At 46.3% G+C, this 22,020-nt stretch carries 18 protein-coding genes; 10 read left to right on the top strand and 8 right to left on the bottom strand.

Features of this window, described 5'->3' with window-relative positions:
* The first annotated feature begins 110 nt into the window (after nucleotides 1-110).
* The 3 genes from fruB to fruA are packed head-to-tail and all read left to right on the top strand — an operon-like array spanning nucleotide 111 to nucleotide 3,994.
* Entirely contained in the window at nucleotides 111-1,244 is a 1,134-nt protein-coding gene (gene fruB, locus LY387_RS22635) for a fused PTS fructose transporter subunit IIA/HPr protein (protein WP_234496444.1), read from the top strand.
* Between the two features lie 10 nt (nucleotides 1,245-1,254).
* A complete protein-coding gene (pfkB, locus tag LY387_RS22630; protein WP_234496443.1) occupies nucleotides 1,255-2,202 on the top strand; it encodes a 1-phosphofructokinase in 948 nt (315 codons plus the stop codon).
* 55 nt (nucleotides 2,203-2,257) lie between these two features.
* On the top strand, nucleotides 2,258-3,994 hold the full coding sequence (fruA, locus tag LY387_RS22625) for a PTS fructose transporter subunit IIBC (protein ID WP_234496442.1): 1,737 nt from the start codon (nucleotides 2,258-2,260) through the stop codon (nucleotides 3,992-3,994).
* A gap of 97 nt (nucleotides 3,995-4,091) precedes the next feature.
* Here the strand turns inward: fruA and LY387_RS22620 are convergent, their stop codons facing one another.
* The 4 genes from LY387_RS22620 to LY387_RS22605 form a co-directional block, all read right to left on the bottom strand.
* The gene (locus LY387_RS22620; protein ID WP_234496441.1) at nucleotides 4,092-5,159 is read right to left on the bottom strand and encodes a S1 family peptidase; all 1,068 of its coding nucleotides are present in this window, start codon (nucleotides 5,157-5,159) and stop codon (nucleotides 4,092-4,094) included.
* 184 nt (nucleotides 5,160-5,343) lie between these two features.
* Nucleotides 5,344-6,402, bottom strand: a complete 1,059-nt coding sequence (locus LY387_RS22615; RefSeq protein ID WP_234496440.1) for a S1 family peptidase — start codon at nucleotides 6,400-6,402, stop codon at nucleotides 5,344-5,346.
* A gap of 222 nt (nucleotides 6,403-6,624) precedes the next feature.
* Nucleotides 6,625-7,758 carry a glycine cleavage system aminomethyltransferase GcvT gene (gcvT, locus tag LY387_RS22610; protein ID WP_234496439.1) on the bottom strand — a complete coding sequence of 378 codons (1,134 nt, stop codon included), beginning with the start codon at nucleotides 7,756-7,758 and terminating at the stop codon, nucleotides 6,625-6,627.
* Between the two features lie 386 nt (nucleotides 7,759-8,144).
* Complete coding sequence (locus LY387_RS22605; protein WP_234497830.1) at nucleotides 8,145-8,768, bottom strand: helix-turn-helix domain-containing protein; 624 nt, start codon at nucleotides 8,766-8,768, stop codon at nucleotides 8,145-8,147.
* A 387-nt stretch (nucleotides 8,769-9,155) separates the two neighbouring features.
* Between LY387_RS22605 and LY387_RS22600 the strand changes: the two genes are divergently transcribed.
* The 4 genes from LY387_RS22600 to LY387_RS22585 all read left to right on the top strand — a co-directional run bounded on the left by LY387_RS22600 (nucleotide 9,156) and on the right by LY387_RS22585 (nucleotide 16,093).
* Nucleotides 9,156-10,463, top strand: a complete 1,308-nt coding sequence (locus LY387_RS22600; RefSeq protein ID WP_112462898.1) for a serine hydroxymethyltransferase — start codon at nucleotides 9,156-9,158, stop codon at nucleotides 10,461-10,463.
* Between the two features lie 35 nt (nucleotides 10,464-10,498).
* Nucleotides 10,499-10,879: a glycine cleavage system protein GcvH gene (gene gcvH, locus LY387_RS22595; RefSeq protein ID WP_042497316.1), complete on the top strand. Its 381-nt coding sequence runs from the start codon at nucleotides 10,499-10,501 to the stop codon at nucleotides 10,877-10,879.
* A 185-nt stretch (nucleotides 10,880-11,064) separates the two neighbouring features.
* Complete coding sequence (gene gcvP, locus LY387_RS22590; protein ID WP_234496438.1) at nucleotides 11,065-13,929, top strand: aminomethyl-transferring glycine dehydrogenase; 2,865 nt, start codon at nucleotides 11,065-11,067, stop codon at nucleotides 13,927-13,929.
* Between the two features lie 292 nt (nucleotides 13,930-14,221).
* Entirely contained in the window at nucleotides 14,222-16,093 is a 1,872-nt protein-coding gene (locus LY387_RS22585) for an alkyl sulfatase dimerization domain-containing protein (protein WP_234496437.1), read from the top strand.
* A 28-nt stretch (nucleotides 16,094-16,121) separates the two neighbouring features.
* On the opposite strand, the gene LY387_RS22580 is transcribed toward LY387_RS22585, so the two are convergent.
* Nucleotides 16,122-17,045: a LysR family transcriptional regulator gene (locus LY387_RS22580; protein WP_234496436.1), complete on the bottom strand. Its 924-nt coding sequence runs from the start codon at nucleotides 17,043-17,045 to the stop codon at nucleotides 16,122-16,124.
* 182 nt (nucleotides 17,046-17,227) lie between these two features.
* Between LY387_RS22580 and LY387_RS22575 the strand changes: the two genes are divergently transcribed.
* Entirely contained in the window at nucleotides 17,228-18,079 is an 852-nt protein-coding gene (locus LY387_RS22575) for a hypothetical protein (RefSeq protein WP_234496435.1), read from the top strand.
* A gap of 195 nt (nucleotides 18,080-18,274) precedes the next feature.
* Nucleotides 18,275-19,405, top strand: coding sequence for an aldo/keto reductase (locus LY387_RS22570; RefSeq protein ID WP_234496434.1), 1,131 nt, complete (start codon nucleotides 18,275-18,277; stop codon nucleotides 19,403-19,405).
* A gap of 84 nt (nucleotides 19,406-19,489) precedes the next feature.
* Here LY387_RS22570 and LY387_RS22565 read toward each other — a convergent pair whose 3' ends face one another.
* The 3 genes from LY387_RS22565 to LY387_RS22555 are packed head-to-tail and all read right to left on the bottom strand — an operon-like array spanning nucleotide 19,490 to nucleotide 20,954.
* Nucleotides 19,490-19,990, bottom strand: a complete 501-nt coding sequence (locus LY387_RS22565; protein ID WP_234496433.1) for a hypothetical protein — start codon at nucleotides 19,988-19,990, stop codon at nucleotides 19,490-19,492.
* A gap of 18 nt (nucleotides 19,991-20,008) precedes the next feature.
* Nucleotides 20,009-20,446, bottom strand: coding sequence for an ankyrin repeat domain-containing protein (locus LY387_RS22560; protein ID WP_234496432.1), 438 nt, complete (start codon nucleotides 20,444-20,446; stop codon nucleotides 20,009-20,011).
* 10 nt (nucleotides 20,447-20,456) lie between these two features.
* Nucleotides 20,457-20,954 carry a hypothetical protein gene (locus LY387_RS22555; protein ID WP_234496431.1) on the bottom strand — a complete coding sequence of 166 codons (498 nt, stop codon included), beginning with the start codon at nucleotides 20,952-20,954 and terminating at the stop codon, nucleotides 20,457-20,459.
* A 151-nt stretch (nucleotides 20,955-21,105) separates the two neighbouring features.
* Between LY387_RS22555 and LY387_RS22550 the strand changes: the two genes are divergently transcribed.
* On the top strand, nucleotides 21,106-22,008 hold the full coding sequence (locus tag LY387_RS22550; protein WP_234496430.1) for a LysR family transcriptional regulator: 903 nt from the start codon (nucleotides 21,106-21,108) through the stop codon (nucleotides 22,006-22,008).
* Nucleotides 22,009-22,020 lie beyond the last annotated feature (12 nt).

The raw sequence follows: 22,020 nt of genomic DNA, 5'->3' as shown, positions 1-22,020 counted from the left end.
ATGCTGACTTTTTTTGAGATTTTTGCTGAATCGATTCAGTTAAGCTTAAAGCAGTAAGCGTCAAGCAAACGAGAATCGGTTCTTAAATAGAATTAAACAGGTGAGCAACTATGCTTCAACTCGACACGAACACGATTACACTGAATCAATCCTCCGATAACAAACTTAACGCTATCAAAGCGATCGCTGCCGACCTAACCTCTAAAGGCTTAGTACAAGATGGCTACGTTGATGGCATGCTAAATCGCGAAGGTCAAAACTCAACATTTCTAGGTAATGGTATCGCCATTCCTCACGGCACTACCGATACCCGAGATCTTGTTAAGCAAACTGGCGTTGCCGTTCATCACTTCCCTAACGGTGTAGATTGGGGTGATGGCAATGTGGCGTACGTTGCCATTGGTATCGCGGCGAAGTCTGACGAGCACCTAGGCATCTTAAAACAGCTAACGAAGATCCTTTCAGCGGAAGGTGTAGAACAAAAGCTAAAACAAGCTAAGAGCGAGAAAGACATCATCGCCCTGCTTAACGGTGACGTGCAGCTGGAAGCAGATTTCGATGCTTCGTTAATCCAACTTAACTTCCCAGCAAGCGACATGGTTCAGATGGCAGCCGTTGCTGGTGGCCTACTTAAAAACACCGGTGGCGCAGGCGCTGAATTCGTTGCTGATCTCGTTACTAAGTCCCCTACCCACCTTGGTAAAGGTCTGTGGCTGGTTAGTAGCGATAAAGCGGTAACACGTACAGGTATGGCGTTTGTTTCTACGATTAATCAGTGCGAACTTGACGGTACGCCAGTACAAGGGCTGATTGCCTTTGCAGCGTGTAACAACGCACACCAACCTATGCTCAACAAAATCACCGAAGTCGTTTTCAAGCAAGAGCAAGATAAGCTGCTTTCATTGCCTGCTGAACAAGTCCTTGGTTTCTTCACGGGCGAAGAAGTTCAAACAGCAGACTCAGCAGATGGCAACGTAGCCATATTCAAGATTAAAAATGCTCATGGCCTTCACGCTCGTCCGGGCGCAATGTTGGTTGCAGAAGCGAAGAAATTCGAATCGTCCATCAAGGTGTCTAACCTAAATGGCGATGGCAAAGCGGTAAACGCGAAGAGCCTTATGAAGGTTATCGCTCTTGGCGTGAAACACGGTCACGAGCTGCAGTTCAGTGCTGAAGGTACTGATGCCGCTGAAGCATTGGAAGCGATTGGTAAAGCCATTGCTTCTGGCCTAGGTGAAGGCTAAGGAGTCGGTTATGACAGTTACAAACAAAGTCGTCACCATCACACTTAACCCAGCATTGGATTTGACAGGTAGCTTAGACACGCTGAACAAGGGCTCAGTAAGCTTGGTCAATCAAGGCTCATTGCATGCTGCGGGTAAAGGCGTCAACGTTGCCAAAGTATTAAGCGATCTCGGCGCAGATGTCACAGTAACCGGCTTTCTGGGCACAGATAACCAAGAGCTATTCTGTCAACTGTTCGCTGACATGGGCGCACAAGACAAGTTTGTTCGCGTAGCAGGTTCAACTCGCATCAACGTAAAACTTGTGGAAGCGAACGGTGACGTTAGTGATATCAACTTTCCTGGCGTTGAAGTCAACAATGATGCTATCGACGAATTTGAACAAACCCTTAACGAATTAATGAAAGAGCACGATTACTTCGTGTTCGCTGGCAGCCTACCTCGTGGTATTACGCCCGAGCAATGCGCCGTTTGGATTAAGCTTCTTCAAGAAAACGGTAAGCGCGTTTTATTCGATAGCAGCCGTGATGCGCTGGCAAAAGGACTGGACTCTAAGCCTTGGTTGATCAAACCAAACGATGAAGAGCTATCCCAGTTCGTTGGTCGCCATTTAACGACACAAGAACAATGTCTTGAAGCTGCCGAGTCACTGTCTGACAAAGGCATTGCCAATATCGTCGTCTCCATGGGTGCTGAAGGCGTGTTGTGGCTAGAGAACGGCGAATGGCTACAAGCTAAGCCACCAAGAATGTCTGTCGTTAGCACCGTTGGTGCGGGCGACACCTTAGTTGCAGGTCTATGTTGGGGACACATGCAATCTAAGCCAAAAACAGAATTACTCTCTTTCGCAACCGCTCTGTCTGCGCTGGCTGTTTGTCAAGTTGGCGTAGGTGTTTCGGATGTGGACGAAGTTTTATCCCTACAACAAAAAATAGAGTTACAAAAGCTTAGCCACTAATTTTCCTAAGTCTTTGGCTTAGATTCTTGTGGCAATGGACACGAAGGTCGAACCTATGAAAATTTCAATTATTACCGCTTGCCCTAGTGGCGTAGCAAACAGCATTATCGCGGCAGGTCTATTAGACCAAGCAGCAAAAGCGCTAGGACATGAGGCAAACGTCGAATGTCACTCTAGTGTTGTTGAAACGCAAATGCTTAGCGATGCACAAATCAGCGAAGCCGACGTTATTGTTATTGCAGCAAATACGCCGGTTGATACACAGCGTTTTGTCGGTAAAAAAGTCTACCAAGCGAGCATCTCAGAATGTACGTCTGATCCAAAAGCGTTCCTGACGGATGCTATCGAAAAAGCAACCGAACTAGAGCAAGGTGTCGCGGTAGCTACTGCGGCTGAACAATCTTCAAACAACGCGAAGAAGATCGTGGCGATTACTGCCTGCCCTACTGGCGTGGCACACACCTTCATGGCAGCGGAAGCGCTAGAAGAAGAAGCGAAACGCCTAGGTCATACTATCAAAGTAGAAACTCGTGGATCTGTTGGTGCTAAAAACCAACTGACCGCGCAAGAGATCGCCGATGCCGACCTAGTCATCATCGCTGCTGATATCGAAGTACCTCTCGATCGTTTCGACGGTAAGTCGATGTACAAAACCAGCACAGGTCTAGCGCTTAAAAAGACCGAACAAGAGATCAACAAGGCATTTGTTGAAGCGGCACCATACACACACACCGCTGGTGCAAGCCAATCAGGTGGCACAGAAGAGAAGAAAGGCGTTTATAAGCACCTGATGACCGGTGTATCGCACATGCTTCCTGTTGTCGTAGCTGGAGGTTTGATCATCGCTCTATCGTTTGTATTCGGTATCGAAGCGTTTAAAGAGGAAGGCACGCTTGCAGCTGCGCTCATGACTATTGGTGGCGGTAGCGCATTTGCTCTAATGATCCCTGTTCTTGCGGGCTATATTGCATTCTCAATTGCTGACCGTCCTGGCCTAGCTCCTGGTCTTATTGGCGGTATGCTGGCGAGTTCAACAGGCGCAGGCTTCCTCGGTGGTATTGTGGCTGGTTTCTTAGCGGGTTACTCTGCGAAACTGATTGCCGACAAAGTCAGCCTCCCTCAATCAATGGAAGCGCTCAAGCCAATCTTGATCATTCCATTTATTGCTAGCTTGTTCACCGGCCTTGTGATGATTTACATCGTTGGCGGCCCGGTTTCTGGCATTATGGCGGGTCTAACCGACTTCCTAAACAACATGGGCAGTGCAAATGCTGTTCTGCTTGGCGTGCTTCTAGGCGCAATGATGTGTTTCGATTTGGGTGGCCCAGTCAACAAAGCGGCATACACCTTTGGTGTGGGTCTACTGGCTTCTCAAACTTATGCTCCAATGGCAGCGATCATGGCAGCGGGTATGGTACCTGCGCTTGGCATGGGTCTAGCGACGTTCCTAGCGAAAGACAAGTTCGAAGCGGGCGAGCGCGAAGCGGGTAAAGCGTCGTTCGTACTGGGTATGTGCTTTATTTCTGAAGGTGCGATTCCATTTGCAGCGAAAGATCCTGTACGTGTTATCCCTTCATGCATGATTGGTGGTGCGTTAACGGGTGCGCTATCTATGCTGATTGGTGCGAAGCTAATGGCTCCACACGGTGGCCTGTTCGTACTACTAATCCCAGGTGCAATTTCTCCTGTGCTAATGTACTTGGTAGCGATTGCAGCAGGTACGGCAGTCACTGGCTTTACTTACGCATTCCTAAAGCGTCGCGCTGACGACAAAGCACTCGCTACGGCTTAATTGCGACAAGCCCGAGTGACACTTGGGCAAAACATCCACTCACCCCCAATAGTGGAATTTTAATAGCGCTGCCCTCGCAGCGCTTTTTTTAATTCTATTATTCTGGTTCGCGCCTTCGAAGCACAGCCAGTGACAGTAGGCCGAGTGAGAGCCACAAAGACCACTCTCCGCCGCCACCATCGCCTTCCGTCGTACTGATCGTTCCACCCTGATAAATAACACGACCATTTAACGCAAGGTAATCCAATCTGTCTTGCTCTGTCACCGTGACCGTTGGTACTTCTTGCCCAGCTAATACACTGTCAATCCAGTCAACATAATCGGCGACTTCTGTATAAGCCGCCGTAACATCTGACGACGAGTCACCGCAAGTTGCAGGCCCGAAACTCGTAATACCTACCTGTTTAAATGTTCCGTTGTCATCCCAATAAATGGGACCGCCCGAATCACCCTGACAGGTCCCCGCTTTCAATCCATTGGAAATAGACGTCGCGCCGCTAAAGCAAATTTGCTTGTCAGTTAGGAAGCGCCCATTGGTGAAGTTGTTAGCGCAAGTAAGATTAGTGACCCAAAAAAGGTCTGCTCTTTGCAGAATTGACGTCCCAGAAACTCCCGTTGCTACATCCCCATGACCGAGAGCCACGAAAGAAGCTGAGAAGCTACGATATAGCGATGCTTCAGCGGAGGTAGCACGCATCACTGCACTGCCATCATTGACCGCTTGCTCGAGTCGCAAGATCACTATGTCATTGGGTAACAATCGAGAGATATTGTTTTCAAAATTAGGATGGAAGAAGACGGCTTCTACGCGCTGCTTTTCTGCATTTAAAAAGCGGTTTTCATTCTCTAACCCAACAACCGCACTGGTAAATAAGACTGCACCTTCATCATAGGTATCGAAGCTCGACAAGCAGTGCCCTGCCGTCATTACATGCGTGTTGTTAAGTAAAGTTCCCCCACAATATGCACCTGAGGAATAGCGACCGTCATACTCTTGTGAGTCGATGTACAGGCTCACGAATGAGGGGAAATCGAGTATTGAGGCATTAGTACCATTTACAATCATCGGAGCCACTTCGACGTTTTCGGCGTGTACTTTGCCGACCGCCAAAGCAAAAGGCAGCAGAACGGATGCAATCAACGCGGATTTCACGCTTAGATTCATTCGGAATCTCCTTTTCTGAATAATCTGTGGGAGTTAACGTGATTTAGCTCTCACTTTCAGTATAGAGTGTTACGAACGATCCGTTAGGTTCGATTAAACAAGTCTTAACAATGAGCTTATAGACAACAAAAAACGCCGCGTGGAAAACGCGACGTTTTATTTTAGGAATCATAGAGATAAGTAATCACTGTCTCCTGCGACGTGACCAACCTACTAAAGCTAATAAGGAGCCAAATAGTAGAGACACACTACCACCGCCACCGCTGCCAGAAGTAGACACATTCGGAGTCGGTGATATGGCTTGGCCAAAATCTATACGATCTTGCTCTGAAATCGTATAGGTTGCCGTTTCGTGACCGCCTAATACAGATTCAATCCAATCGTAATGATCGGCAACCTCAGTAAACACAGAAGTTACTGGTATTGATGGATCGCCACACGTTGTCGGACCAAAGCTAGTAATCCCTACTTGTACTTGACGACCATTATCATTCCAATAGACAGGCCCACCAGAATCGCCTTGGCATGTGCCGCCATTGAGTTGTGTCACCGCGCTGTAATCACCACTAAAACAAATGTAATCATCACGCACGTTACTCAAACCAAATGCCTGACATTGACTATCAGTGACATAATTAAGCGAAACTTGGAGCAAGTCGGTGGAATCGTCGAATCCAGTTCTCGTATCACCATGCCCAACTGCCTTAAAGCTTGCCGGTTCGTCTCGATAGTCCTTTGAAAAGCCATAGTTTACAACCTCACCACGAGTCGCTGGTGTCGCTAGCTTTAAGATGGCAATGTCATTTGACCAGAGATAACGCTCGCCATCCTTGTAATTAGGGTGCATGTAAATCTCTGCAACTCGCAAACGCTCAGCGTTCGCCGCTTCGCTTGAGTCTTGAAGCTCAGTCACTGCAACCGTAAAGAGTCGGTTCCACTTAGCATTGTTGTCACTGCCGTAAAAACAGTGCGCTGCCGTCAATACATACTCTTGATTAAGCAATGTAGCGCCGCACAACGGTCCTTCAATAGAATAGTTTGTATAGCCTGTTGGATCGGAAAACAGTGAGATGAATGAGCGATAGTCATCAATGTTCGCAACGTTACCATTCACAATGTATGGTGCGACAGATGTACTATTCTCAACGGCATCTGTTGCGTGCGCGCCAAATGATGCTAGACCTAAACTGGTTGTCAAAATAGCAGTCGAGACAGGACTGCGAGAAAATAAGCTTTGAAACACTAAACGATACTCCTTTCGTGTGTACAGCTACGATACGCCTATCATGGCGCTTATTATCAGTGACCGCTGATAGTAACCGTCTTCAATTCCATAAGTTTTTAAGCTTCTCACAGGATGACAAAATTCAGACAAAAAAGCACCACTGTCTTACAGTGGTGCTTTTGAAGTGGGTAGTAAAACCGAGAGAATGTTCTCTAAGATGCTTTTATGAACTAAGTTGGCTTAGCCGCGGTAGTAGCGTTGAGGTACAAACGGCATTTTCTCTACCGTCATAGCAAGCTTTTTACCACGTACTTCTGCAAACACTTCCGTACCAATTGCCGCAAACTCAGTCTTCACGTAACCCATAGATACGGGTTTTCCAGCCGTTGGACCTGCTGTGCCGCTGGTTACGATACCAATTTCGTTGTCGTCGGCATCAAACAGTTTCGCGCCTTCACGCACTGGCGCTTTAGTTTGACCAATCAGACCAATACGCTTGCGAGCCACATCTTTGGTTTCGATTTGGTTCAGAACGATATCTGCGCCAGGGAAGCCACCCGCACGCTCACCATCATTACGACGCACTTTCTGAATGCCCCACAGTAGGCTTGCTTCTACTGGCGTAGTCGTTGTATCTAGGTCATGACCGTACAAGCACAGACCACATTCAAGGCGAAGCGAGTCACGAGCACCAAGACCGATCCACTCTACTTCTTCATATTCTGTTAGTGCTTGAGCAAGCGCTTCGGCATTTTCAGACGGCACTGAGATTTCGTAACCATCTTCGCCCGTGTAACCAGAGCGGCTAACAATGCACTCAACGCCATTGATATCCAATTTACGAACGTCCATAAACAGCATCTCAGCCACTTCAGGCTGAATACGAGCCAAAACCTCAGCCGCTTTAGGACCTTGCAGTGCAAGCAGAGCGCGATCTTCGATCACTTCCATCTCAACACCTTCATCAAGGTGCGCTTGAAGGTGGGCAATGTCTTGCTCTTTACATGCCGCGTTGACGACAACAAACAGATGATCGCCTAAGTTTGCCACCATAAGATCATCCATGATGCCGCCTTGTTCATTAGTAAAGAACGCATAACGCTGCTTACCCGCGGGCAGGTCAATAATATCGACAGGAACCAATGTTTCGAGGATTTTAGCGGCGTTTGCACCGTGCAGACGAATTTGTCCCATGTGCGACACGTCAAACAATCCAGCAGCATCACGACAGTGAAGGTGCTCCTTCTTCACACCCAATGGGTATTGTACTGGCATGTCGTAGCCAGCAAATGGCACCATCTTAGCGCCAACACTTACGTGTAATGCATGCAAAGGTGTTTTCAATAGATCTTGGGTTGCTTGTTCTTGAGCCATTGTAATCTCCATTGGGTTGGACCACCTTTCAGTGAGTCCTGCTCCTGTTGTAAGGTGAGTGGTTCACTATCTTTATCTGCGCAAGTTTACTGACTTGCACACGCTCGATGGATTCAATCGGTATCCATTAAATGAGTAACCTGAGTGGTGAAGAGTTCATCACCAGGAAACCATGTTTCCTATAGTGAACAAGGATGCGGGTATTTTTCTCATTTAACAAGATACAAACACCGCAAAATGTGACATTTAACATCCTATTCACAGAATTAAAGTCAATAAAAAAGCGCCATTTCGACGAGCTTACCGTCAAAACCGCGCTAGTTCAGAGCATTTTCGCAACAAAGCAAACGTTTGCTTTCATTATACGAAACTCAATCAACTGATGATTATTTCGCCGTCACCCAAAGAATATGGGCGTCTTCTTCACTGGTTGAGATGAGCATGTGGCCCATGTTTGCATCGTAGTAAACACTGTCCCCTTCGCTCATCGTCATCGGCTCATAGAACTCGGAAAAGAAGGTCACTTGACCCGACAGAATCAGCAAAAACTCTTCGCCATCATGCCTTACCCAATCACTATACTCTTCAAAAGCGCGAGCTCTCACTGTGCTTTTAAATGGCATCATTTTTTTATTGGATAATTGTGTCGCCAGCAGCTCGTGCTCATAGGTTGGTGTTGGGTGGGGTTTTCCCTCTCCACGCTTAGTAAGGTCACGACGACCCGTTGCGACCTTTTTCTTTGGTGGCTCAAAGAGTTGCGGCATGTCTATATGCAGGCCTGATGCCAATTTTTGCATCGCCTGAAAAGTTGGAGAGATCTGCTCGTTTTCAATCTTACTCAGTGTCGAGCGCGCAAGCCCTGTTCGCTGGCTCGCTTCCTCAAGCGTAAGTCCCATCTTAGAACGAATGTCCTTGATGCGTTCACCCAGTTTAAGAGGCTCTATATTTTCGTCCACTGACTCACGAGCCAGCGTTAAGGACGGATACTCATCATAGATGTCTTCTGACATGCGATCCTTCTTTTTCATGACTTCCTGTTTTGCAAATTCATTGTTGCATGAAGCGACTTCTATATTAAAGACCAAGTATAAAAATAAAGCGTGCTCTCGGTAACATTTTCGGAAACTGTGTTTCCTATAGGAAATTTCTGATTGATTGTTTGAGCTGACAGAGGTATGTTATCGGCTTGTTAGATGAAGAGATGCACTTACGCGCTGGTGAGTCAACGGAAGTCCTTTACTCGACAGCACGTTTACTGAATGATTTTTGTCCTACTTATTGGGACTAATTCGCGCCGCTGTTTTGAACAGTTTGCCTGTTCTTACAGTACTAAGACACGACGCAATCGACACCATGAAAAACACAAACGTCGATTGAACAATGGAAGGTTTACCGCCATGAATGCTCAGTACTCAAAAAGCTATCCAAATCACAGCCTAGAAAACTTCTTCTCAACCAACTTGTCTGCGACAGACGATGCTGTGTTCACCGGAATCCAAGCAGAGTTCGCTCGCCAGAATGACCAAATCGAGCTAATTGCTTCTGAAAACATTGTTTCCAAAGCAGTTATGCAAGCACAAGGCACTTGCCTAACCAATAAATACGCAGAAGGCTATCCAAACCGTCGCTATTACGGTGGTTGTGAGCATGTTGATACTGTAGAAGCTATTGCTATCGAACGTGCAAAGTCTCTTTTTAAGTGCGAATACGCAAACGTTCAACCGCACTCTGGTGCTCAAGCCAACGGCGCAGTCAAACTGGCGCTACTTCAACCTGGCGACACCATCATGGGCATGTCTCTTGATGCTGGTGGTCACCTTACTCACGGCGCTCGCCCTGCACTATCTGGTAAGTGGTTTAATGCCGTTCAATACGGTGTGGACAAAGAGACCCTAGAGATTAACTACGACGACGTACGTGCTCTAGCTGTTGAACACAAGCCAAAAATGATCATCGCTGGCGGTAGTGCGATTCCACGCGTTATCGACTTCGCTAAGTTCCGTGAAATCGCGGACGAAGTCGGCGCTATCTTAATGGTCGACATGGCGCACATCGCAGGTCTGATTGCGACAGGCGCGCACCCTAGCCCACTGCCACACGCACATGTTGTGACCACAACAACGCACAAAACATTGCGCGGCCCTCGTGGTGGCATGATCCTAACGAATCACGAAGACATCATTAAGAAAATTAACTCAGCGGTATTCCCTGGCCTTCAAGGTGGTCCGCTAATGCACGTGATTGCAGCCAAAGCTGTCGCGTTTGGTGAGGCTCTTGGCCCACAATTCTCAACTTATATCGATTCAGTGATCGCGAACGCAAAAGTACTTTCTGAAGTATTGCAAACTCGCGGTTGCGACATCGTGACTGGCGGCACTGACACTCATCTTATGCTTGTTGACCTACGTCCAAAAGGACTTAAAGGCAATAAAGCTGAAGAAGCCTTAGAGCGTGCAGGCATCACATGTAACAAAAACGGCATCCCGTTCGACACAGAAAAACCTATGATTACTTCTGGTATTCGTTTAGGGACGCCAGCTGGAACCACCCGTGGTTTTGGCACCGAAGAATTTAAACTCATTGGTGAGTGGATTGGTGACGTGTTAGACGGCCTAGTGGAAAGCCCAGAAGGCAATCCAGAGGTCGAGAAACGCGTACGTAAAGAAGTGAAGGCGCTGTGCGCTCGCTTCCCACTCTACACTTAAAGAACAAAACATCCTTAATTTTTGGAGATAAAGCAATGGACAACACTTTGAAGTTTTCTGACAGCCACGAATGGGTACGCGACAATGGTGACGGTACTGTGACTATCGGTATTTCAGAGCACGCTCAAGAAATGCTAGGTGACGTAGTGTTCGTTGACCTACCAGAAGTAGAAGACGAAATCGAAGCAGGCGAAAGCTTCTCTCTAGTTGAGTCTGTTAAAGCAGCGTCTGACATCTACGCACCAATCACTGGTGAAATCGTTGAAATCAACGAAGAACTAGAAGACAGCCCAGAGCTTATCAACGAAGAGTCTTACGAAGGTGGCTGGATTGTTAAGGTGAAAATGTCTGATGCTTCTGAGCTAGACAACCTTAAGAGCGCTGAGGAATACCTAGCGTCTATCGAAGACGAATAAGCAACACGCAACCGTTGCCCGAATGTACCTAACATACGAGTCATCCCTGCGCAAGCAGGGATCTTGTTTAAGTTGGGTACTCGCTTTGAGTAGATTCCTGCCTGCGCAGGAATGACGTACAAAGTAGAAATTCGGGCTACGATTTTAAAGGTCTCGCAGAGGACCTTTGAGAAGGTAAAGGAACCATGACTGAATTACTCAACAGCCTAAGCACACAAAACGAATTTGTTGCTCGCCACAATGGGCCAAACAAATCTGACCAACAAAAGATGCTGGACGCGATCAACGTTCTAAACTTAGACACGCTTATCGACGAGACTGTCCCAGCGCAAATCCGCCTAGAACAACCAATGACGCTAGAAGCTCCAATGAGCGAAGCGGACATGCTGGTAGAAATGAAAAAATTCGCGGATTTGAACCAAGTAAAACGCACATTTATCGGTCAGGGTTACTACAACACCTTCACACCAAATGTGATTCTGCGAAACGTACTAGAAAATCCAGGTTGGTACACAGCGTACACGCCATATCAGCCAGAGATCTCTCAAGGTCGTCTTGAGTCATTGCTGAACTACCAGCAAATGGTCATGGACCTAACGGGCATGGAGATCGCGAACGCGTCTCTACTTGACGAAGCGACTGCAGCAGCTGAAGCGATGACGCTTTGTAAGCGTGCGGGTAAGAGCAAGAGCAAAGTCTTCTTCGTGGCAGACGACGTTCACCCACAAACACTAGAAGTGGTGAAAACTCGTGCTGAGTTCATCGGCTTTGAAGTCCAAGTCGGTTCGTTAGAATCTCTTCCTGAGCAAGATGTATTTGGTGCGCTCGTTCAATACCCAGGCACAACGGGTGAAGTTCGCGACCTAACTGACATCATCGCTGCTGCCCAAGCAAATAAGACGCTAGTTACTGTTGCAACTGACCTACTCGCTTCTGCACTGCTTAAGCCAGCGGGCGAGATGGGCGCGGACGTGGTTATCGGCTCTGCACAACGCTTTGGTGTACCTATGGGCTACGGCGGTCCACACGCAGCGTTCATGGCAACCAAAGATAAGCACAAACGCACTATGCCAGGTCGTGTTATCGGTGTATCTATCGATACCAACGGTAATCAAGCACTGCGCATGGCAATGCAAACTCGTGAGCAGCACATCCGCCGCGAGAAAGCGACTTCGAACATTTGTACTGCGCAAGCCCTGCTAGCTAACATGGCGGCGTTCTACGCGGTATACCACGGTGAGGAAGGTCTTAAGACTATCGCTCGCCGCACGCACCACATGACGGCAATTCTAGCGGCTGGTCTAACGAAAGCTGGCTATGAACTAGCTCACAACAGCTTCTTCGATACCATCACTGTTAATACTGGTGACAACACAGACAAGCTAGTCCAAAAAGCTTTAGCGTCTGACATCAACCTTCGTCAGCTAGAAGGCCAAATTGGTATCAGCTTCGATGAAACCACTACTATCGAAGACATCAACGTTCTATTTGCTGTGTTTGAAGTAAAAGAAAGCGTTGAGACACTATCTACAGAAATTGCTGGCAACGAGTTTGCAGCGATTCCTGAAAACTGCCGTCGTACCTCTCGCTACCTAACTCACCCTGTGTTTAACACTCACCACAGTGAGACACAGATGATGCGTTACTTAAAACAGTTAGAGAACAAAGACTTCTCACTAACGCACGGTATGATCCCGCTTGGCAGCTGTACCATGAAGCTAAATGCTGCCGCAGAGATGATCCCAGTGACGTGGCCAGAGTTTGGTTCTATCCACCCATTCGCGCCACTTGATCAAGCAGCAGGCTACACTGCCCTAGCGGATGACCTTAAGAAGAAGCTATGCGAAATTACAGGCTACGATGAGTTCTCACTTCAGCCTAACTCAGGCGCATCGGGTGAGTACGCAGGTCTAATCGCAATCCAGCGCTACCACGAAAGCCGTGGCGAAGGTCACCGTAACGTGTGTCTGATCCCAAGCTCTGCGCACGGTACTAACCCGGCAACAGCGTCTATGGTGTCTATGAAGGTTGTGGTTGTTAAGTGTGACGACAACGGCAACATCGATACTGACGACCTAGCAGCGAAGATCGAAAAGCATTGTGACAACCTATCAAGCATCATGATCACCTACCCTTCTACGCACGGCGTATACGAAGAGCACGTGAAAGAAGTGTGCGAAATGGTTCACGAAGCTGGCGGTCAGGTTTACCTAGATGGTGCTAACATGAACGCGCAGGTTGGTCTCACGAACCCAGGCTTCATCGGCTCAGATGTATCGCACCTTAACCTACACAAAACTTTCTGTATCCCACACGGTGGTGGCGGTCCAGGTATGGGTCCTATCGGTGTTAAATCACACCTAGCGCCATTCCTACCAGGTCACATCGAGAACGGTGTAGAAGGCGAAGACTACGCAGTTTCTGCAGCCGACCTTGGCAGCGCTTCAATCCTACCAATCTCGTGGGCATACATCGCGATGATGGGTGAAGCAGGCCTAACGGATGCAACCAAAGTCGCTATCCTAAATGCGAACTACGTGATGGAGCGTCTACTTCCGCACTACCCTGTTCTTTACCGTGGCACCAACGGCCGCGTAGCGCACGAGTGTATTATCGACATTCGTCCACTGAAAGAAGAAACAGGCATCAGCGAAGAAGATATCGCTAAGCGTCTAATGGACTACGGCTTCCACGCACCTACTATGTCATTCCCGGTAGCAGGCACACTCATGGTTGAGCCTACCGAGTCTGAAGATCTAGAAGAGCTAGACCGTTTCTGCGAAGCGATGATCGCTATCCGTGAAGAAATGACACAAGTGAAAGACGGCGTATGGCCACTAGACAACAACCCACTCGTGAACGCACCACACACACAAGTTGACCTTTCAAAAGATGAATGGGATCGCCCATACTCTCGCGAACTAGGCTGCTTCCCATCTTCTCACCAAAGAACTTGGAAGTACTGGCCAACAGTTAACCGTGTAGATAACGTTTACGGTGACCGCAATCTGATTTGTTCTTGTCCTTCGATTGAGAACTATGAAGATTAATATAGTTGGTTAACTCCTAGAAGTTGAAAAGCGAACCTTGGTGGTTCGCTTTTTTTTTGTTTATCGAGCGAGCTTTGAATACAAGAACATAGGTTGCTAGTTCATCATTGTGCCGCATTAGGAATAGAACCGACTAAGTATTTAGAGCTAATCGTCTGTTTCAATTAATAATAAGTGTGGATTTAATAGTCTTTAATCCACATTTCACACTTGTTGCATCGATCAAATCTACGTCGATATTTAACATTCATTTTGTCAACACGTTAACCGTTTTAAATTTTAAGGTAACAAAATGAATAAGAATCTTATTACTGCATCTTTGCTTATTGCTGCAACATCGTTCAATGCTGCTTCGGCTTTCGCCAGTGATGCTACTCCAATTCGAAGCACTAACCCAGATTTCTTTACCAATGAAACTGTTCAAAGTCACCTAGCGAAAGCTGTGTGGAAAGATACCGAGCACAGCTATGCGTACACTAAAGACTCTGAATTTATCCCCAAAGCGATGACAGAGTTCGCTAAACAAATGGCTCCTCAAATTCAAGAAATTGTGCCCAATAAGTTGTATCTGGTATCCGGTTTCCAGCTCGCCTCTACGCTAGTCGCAGTGGGCGATGATGGTTTGGTGATTGTTGATCCTGGTGAGAATGATACTGCCGCTAAAAAAGTACACGACGTATTTCAACAGTTTTCCGATCTACCTGTAAAGGCCGTTGTCTATACACACCGCCACCCAGACCACGCGTTTGGCTCAGCAGGCTGGGGAGTGACAGAAGAGCAAGTAGAATCAGGAGAGGTAAAAATCATCGCATCGGAGAACTTTATTCCTAATCTGATTAATGATGTGGGTGTAACTGGTAAGATCCTTACTCAGCGCACGGCTTATGCGAGCGTGTATTTGCCACCAGCACCAGAGGGTCGCCCAGCACACTTTGGTCTCGGCGCAACTTTCACTGCGGGACCAGTCTCCTTCTTTATGCCAAACACCATAGTAAAAGCTAATGAGCCTCTGAAAATTAACGTGTCGGGTATCGATATGGAGGTGTTTACTGCATATGGAGACGCTGGCACTGATGAAGTGGATGTCTATTTTCCTCAATATCACCATGTTCACGGTAGTGAAACGATTCAAGGGGAAACCTTCCCCAACCTATATACCCTTCGCGGCACTAAATACAGAGATGTGCAAGAGTGGTATAAGGGGATAGATGAACTGCAGAAGTACGCAGAAAAAGCTGACACTTACAGTGGTTCTCACATGCGAGCTTGGGTCGGCCATGACTTCATCAATCAACGCATTCAAAACTATCGTGATGCTATCCAATACGTTCACGACCAGTCTATTTACTATATTAACCACGGTATCAAGCGTGATGAGTTAGCCGAAAAAGTCGTACTGCCAGCCAACCTCGCTAATGATCCTTGGTTAGGAGAGTATTACGGGTCAGTAGCTCATTCCGTTCGCAACATCTATGATGGTTATCTGGGGTGGTATCAAGGCGATGCAACTGAGATAGCAAAACCGAGTGTCAAAGCCCTAGCAAACCACTATGTGAATGCCATGGGTGGCGTGGAAGCGACTATCAAGATTGCTAAAACGGCCTTGGATAATAAACAGTACGGCTGGGCCGCTGAAGTATTGACCAACGTAAACAACGCGTTTCCTGAGAATATGGAAGCTCGTCATCTCAAAGCAGATGCGTTGAGAAGTTGGGGCTATCAGCAAACCAATATTTATTACAGAGGCTTCGCTATCTCAGATGCAGGAGAACTAGATGGTACTATCGACCGTTCTGTACCGTGGGATTTCTCTAACCCTGCGATTGTTAAAGTGCTGCCTACTAACAAGATCTTGGAAACTTTCCGCGTCAATCTAAACGCGACCAAAGCTCAAGGTAAACAGTTTTCAATCAACTTCGAAGTTGCGGACACGGGTGAAATCGCTAACTACACAGTTCGTAACCAGATAGCAATATTTAGTGCGAATGAAGACCCAAAAGCTGACGCCACCGTCCAGGCAGCAAAGCTTCAAGTATTGAAACTATTACAAGATGGTGATGCTAGTAAGTTGATGATCAAAGGCAATAGACAGAGCGTGGATGACTTCTTTGCTATGTTCGATTACAACAAAGCGAATAATATCAATCTTGTTCTACCGAACTAAACATATTCAGGGGCCCTAGCGCCCCTTATTATTTGAAGCAAGTTTGACACGCCACGACATCCTCTAGCGCAGTCACTATAGCTTCTCTTAGCCATTGGTGCCCTTCATCGTGTTTTTGAGATTGATGCCAAGTCATGTATACAGGTACTTTGTGCGACTCAAATGGGAGAGGAAACACATTCAACCCAAACTTTTCAGCCATCTTAACCGCATGCCATCGACTGGTAACACACAGCCAATCCGTTTCAGAAGCAAGCAATAACGCTGTCGATGTAGAACCGGTTGAATATACTACCTTACGAGGTGGCAAGTTAGCATCAATCGCTACCGAATCTAGAGTATTCGTATTCTGACGCTGTGTTCTCCATAACAAGTGCCCTTCTCGCATAAAATCTTCTTTCGTTAATGTGCTCTCAATACGAGGGTGAGTTTTACTCACTGCTACCACTAGGTCCTGCTCAAATAAGACTTGATTGTGGTAACCATGGTCTTTAAGCGGAACAGTCGCCAAAATCACATCGACACTGCGCTTCCTAAGATCTTTTTGTCGATCTTGTTCATTGAGGTGTTCGATATCCGCTTGGATCGTAACCAACGGCGCATGTTGCTGTTTATAACGAGTAAGTGGTGGAACCAAAAACAGGTCAATATCCTTATGGCTAGAGATTCTGAATGTCCTCTGGCTAGTCTTTGGGTCGAAGCTCTCTCGAAATTTAGCTCCGTTTATGAGCAGGCTCAAAGGTTCTTGTATGTCCGCGTATAGCTCAACCGCAAAATTGGTTGGCACTATTCCTCTGCCCTGACGGACAAACATTGGATCTTGGTACTGCTCTCTCAGTCGATTAAGCGCATGACTTACTGCTGGTGCGGTAATGTTCAGTGCCTCTGCGGCTTCATTTACACTCTGCGATTTCATAACAGCATCAAAGGTTCTAAGTAAATTCAAATCCATAGGCTATCTCTTTGATATTCATAACCCTAAGCATAGCCCAGCGAACTCGAGTTGCTATTGTTAAACAGCATTAAATCCACAATTGAACAACCATCAATAGAGCTAAAGCATCACACATCTTATTATCTTCTCCACACAAAGGAACTTATGCAGCGGAGGCTCATACGAACACAAAGAGATACATGATGCACAAACTAAAATATGTAATCACCAACGCCCTTTTCGCACTCTCGCTATTGTCTAATCACTCTAATGCCACTACTCAAGATAGCGATGCTCGTACGCAATCTATAAAGGCTAGCAACCCAATCGCTTTCGCTACAAAAGTGATAGCAGATGAGATGTACCTCCCTGGCCAAAATGGCGCTCCTGATTTGAGCGAGTTGCAGTTAAATCTTGTTGCTCCCTACCCTCTGACGGAGAAAGTAAACCTCATCAACAAGGTAAAACTACCCTGGGATACCAGACCCAACGACAATGGCACAGAGACGGCATTGGGTAAGGTTAACTATCAGGCATTCTTTAGTCAGGCGACCCCAATGAAGTTTGGTAGCGATTCTGAAGTTTCCTTTGGTATCGGCCCAAGTGTAAGCTTCAATACCTCCCAGTTTGACACCACGATGTTTGGTGACAACACGACTCAGGCGGGTATTTCTGGCCTTGCCTTTGCAAAATCAGGCGGATTTACTGGTATTGCAGGGTATCAAAAACTGTGGGCTGTTTCCGGGGATGACTTGGACACTCAGAGCATACAGTTGGTTGCAGGATACACTTGGAATAACGGCTTTTCTGTAAACATGGCACCGTATCTATCTCAAACTGGTGAAGAAGATTGGTATATCCCAGTAGGACTTGGAGTAGGTCAATTCTTCAAGCTTGGAGGGAAGGTGCCAATGAAAGTCATCGCGAATGCGTATTACAACGCTAAGGTGCCAGACCGCATGGGTGATGACCATCAATGGCAGTTCCAACTTGGTGTAATCATCATGGCACCAAGTATCTTTGGTATCCCACTTGGACCAATACCTCATTAGCGATGAGTTAACTCTAATGATTGAACTACTAGCTCGCAGCCGCTTTTATAAGTTTTAGATCGAATGATTTTCGATTGTTACGTTTGTATATGGTTTAACTAGCCGTTAAAACTGTTTCTACCTTCCTTCGCTACTCAATAGCTCTCAAATGGTTATATTGATGCTGTTATTCTACACAAAAGGTTATAAAGCATCATGACAGACACATCAAAATGGGATGGCGCATTCGCGAAGCAAGAAAACGAAGACACACGTATTCCATCATTAACAGAGTATCGCTTACTAGGTAGCACTGGTCTTCGAGTATCACCAATTGCATTTGGTGCAGGTACTTTTGGAGAGAAATGGGGAGATGCTTGGTCAACTGGTAAGGAACAAGGCCGTGCAATTTTTGACCGCTACATAGAAGCTGGAGGTAACTTTTTTGATACCTCGGACGTGTATCAGTTTGGAGAAAGTGAGAGTTGGCTTGGTGAATACATTGAGGATGCCGGTATACGTGATCGTCTAGTGATATCTACAAAAGCCACACAGAATCAATCCGTTAACGACCCTAATGGCGGCGGCAATGGGCGTAAACACATTATTGATTCGGTGAACAAATCCTTACAACGACTCAAAACAGACTACATCGATTTATTCTACCTACATCACTGGGATCAGATTACACCCGTTGAAGAAGTCGTAATGACTTTCGACCAGTTAATCAAAGAGGGTAAAATTCGTCACTACGGTTTATCAAACTTCCCTGCTTGGTATGTAAGTAAAGCTCATACGATAGCCCAACAGCGCTTCCTCAACCCCGTTTCTGCTATCCAAAACCAGTACAGTTTGGTTGCGAGGGGTGACGACGCGGAATACTTACCTATGTGTCATAACTTAGGTATCGCCTATACGGCATGGAGCCCTCTTGCTAACGGTCTACTTACGGGGAAATATCAAGTCAATGATGAGGGAGAACTCACTGGCGCTGGCCGACTTACAGAAGCATGGGCTACTGATCCAAGTGTTGCTAACTTAGCGACAAAGGAAAAAGTAGCGATCATCGCTGAATTGTTAAGAGTTTCAAAAGAAACAGGGCATACTCCATCGCAAGTTGCTCTTAACTGGATGATCAAACATCGTAACGTCACAACAGCGGTTATTGGTGCCAGAAGAATTGAACAATTGGAAGCCAATCTACATGCATTAGAGTTTAACTTGAGTCAAGAGCATGTGGACGCGTTAAACCGCGTAAGTGCTCCTGCGCTACAGTCACCATACTCGTATCACACTCCTGAATTCCTTGAACTCATTCATACCGGAACAAGCGTTACGAAAGTTTAATGACAGGAAGTTCACCTGAGGACTGATAAAAAAGAGCAGCCCAAATGCGAACTTGGCTGCTCTCCTTTTCGATAGGTATAAAGTCTAGCTATTGTTTGCTTCAGATGCAGTCATACCCGGCATTGCGTCTTTAACTACAGCTAAATAGTACTCAATTACTGGGTGAGCAAGTTCATCAGATTCATACATAATCCAAGACTGCTCTAGATTGAGATCTGTAAAAGAGCCATCCTTAAACTCCCCTCTCCACCGAATATCGAATCGCGCTTGATACTTTCCATTAGCTAAGTAATAAACATCGATGTTTCGAATATCGTGATCATCGGATAATAACAAGTCATGAATCCAGTGATGCCACTTAAGAAACTCTTGGCGAGAACGAATCTTGTAGTCAGGAAAATCGACATGAATACTCTCGTCAACAAGATCAACAAAAGCCTCGGCAGGTACTCTATCCTTTCCAACTGTGGCACGCTCATACATTGAAAAAACGCGATGAACGAAGCTTTTGATATCATTCTTGGTGAACTTTCGCTCACCATATTGTTGAATGAGTGCATCATAGTCCGTCGTTTTATACTGCATTGTGCTCTCCTATTACTGCTAGAGGCTACTTAAGTAAGCCGCAATCTCGGGTTTGTTTTCAGCAACAGCTTTTTCAAGCGGCGTATTACCATCTTTACCTTTAATTGAGATATCTCCACCATTTTCAACTAAGATTTTCAATGCAGGGAGGTTGTTTCCCCACACAGCATCATGTAGCGGTGTGTAACCATTTCTTGGCCCCACAGCGTTTACGTCAAATCCCGCGTCAATCAGCAGCTCGACAATTCGTGTATTCTCTTGAAACATAGCAGCATGCAATGCTGTGCCACCATATGAGTCTCTATCATCTGGGTCTGGGTTAGCTTTCAATAATTCAATCACTCGCTGCTCGTTACCGTGGTAAGCAGCAAGGTGAATGGTATCAGCGCAATAGGCTTGAAATGCAGCTGTCATTGCGGCGGCAAGAAGTGAGAAGAGAACAATTAGCTTTTTCATTTTTCCCGCCCTACTCCACGACCTTGGCTTCTAATTTCGCAAGTTTCAATGCATCACCTACACGAATAACTTTGAGATCTTGATGTACTACCATGTCGTAGCTCTCGTTGTTTTTGGACCTTGCTTTCCAACGCACGTCATACGAAACCGTCCACCCAGACTGCTGATCACCTTGCACATCCATGCTTACGATATTGTGGCTGTTCCAAACGATGTTATCAGTGACACCTTGGTACCAAGCCAAGAAGTCTTCGATAGAAGAGATAGGCGTACCCGGATATTGCATCTTAACCGGAGTAGCAATGCGATTAACGAAATAACCTGACTCTCGTTGGTGATCAAATGCGGCAAACCACTGATAAACAAAACTCTTCACGTCGTTCTCGCTCATCTCATAACGCGCTTTAGCATCATAAGTTGTGCTTAACGTATTTAAGTCATTATTTGCATTCGCGGCGGATATCGTGAAGAAGAGACTCAAAATGAGCGCACTAAGTTGTTTTTTCATGATTTTGACTAACCCTATCAATAACTAAAAAGTAAAGAGCCACGCTGCAACACTTATTTATCAGCCATGTAGTGCGGCTGAATACAGTATTGACGAATTCAGGCATAACCTGTAGCTTCATTTCAATTACTCTATAAATAACTATTGGTTAATGAAATCACTACCAACGCAACTTCCTATCTTCATTCAAGTAGCGAAAGTTGGCAGCTTTGCTAAGGCCGCCAGAGAACTTGGTATATCGGCTCCTGCGGTGAGCAAGGCCATCAGTAAGCTTGAGCAAGAGTGGCAAACCAAGTTATTCCTGCGCTCCTCACATTCGTTAAGCCTTACCCCTGCGGGTGAGCAGCTTTATGCGAGCCTTTCTCCATCGGTCAACTCTATTCAGAACGTGATCAGCCAGCTAACTGACGATCCCACACACATATCAGGAAGAATAAAAGTTAACCTTCCGGCAAGCTCTATTGGTCAGGATATCATTCTGCCAATCATCATCGAGTTTATGGCGCTATACCCCGAGGTGATATGCGAAATCAGCTTTGACGATAGAAACGTCAGCATTGTCGAAGAGGGTTTTGATCTTGGCGTTGGTGCATCTATAAATGAAGATTCACGACTAGTCGGAAGACCTATTCTACATACAGAGATAGGGCTTTATGCATCAAAAGCATATATCGATAAATTTGGCAGTCCAAAATCGCTAGACGACTTAGACAACCATCGTTGTCTGCCTGTGCGTTCGCTTACTACAGGAAAAATGCACAAATGGCGGTTAAGACAAGGCGACCATGCCGTTTTACTTGAGCCTAAAGGTAATCTCGTCGTCAATAATTTCTCGGCAGCCAAAGAAGCCGCGATTTTAGGCGCGGGGATCGCCTGTTTAGGCAATTGGATGTTTGAACAAGAACTAAAACAAGAAAAAGTCGTACCTTTACTTGAAGATTGCTGGGGCGAGACAATTCCAATTTGGTTGTACTATTCATCACGCGAGTATCTTCCATCTCAAGTTCGACTTCTTATCGACTTTATCGTTGAAAAAACACGTCGACTTCCTTGAGTTGCTTAGCCA

The sequence above is a fragment of the Vibrio maritimus genome, assembly GCF_021441885.1.
GTDB lineage: Bacteria > Pseudomonadota > Gammaproteobacteria > Enterobacterales > Vibrionaceae > Vibrio > Vibrio maritimus_B.
This window is presented reverse-complemented; position numbering and strand designations above follow the sequence as displayed.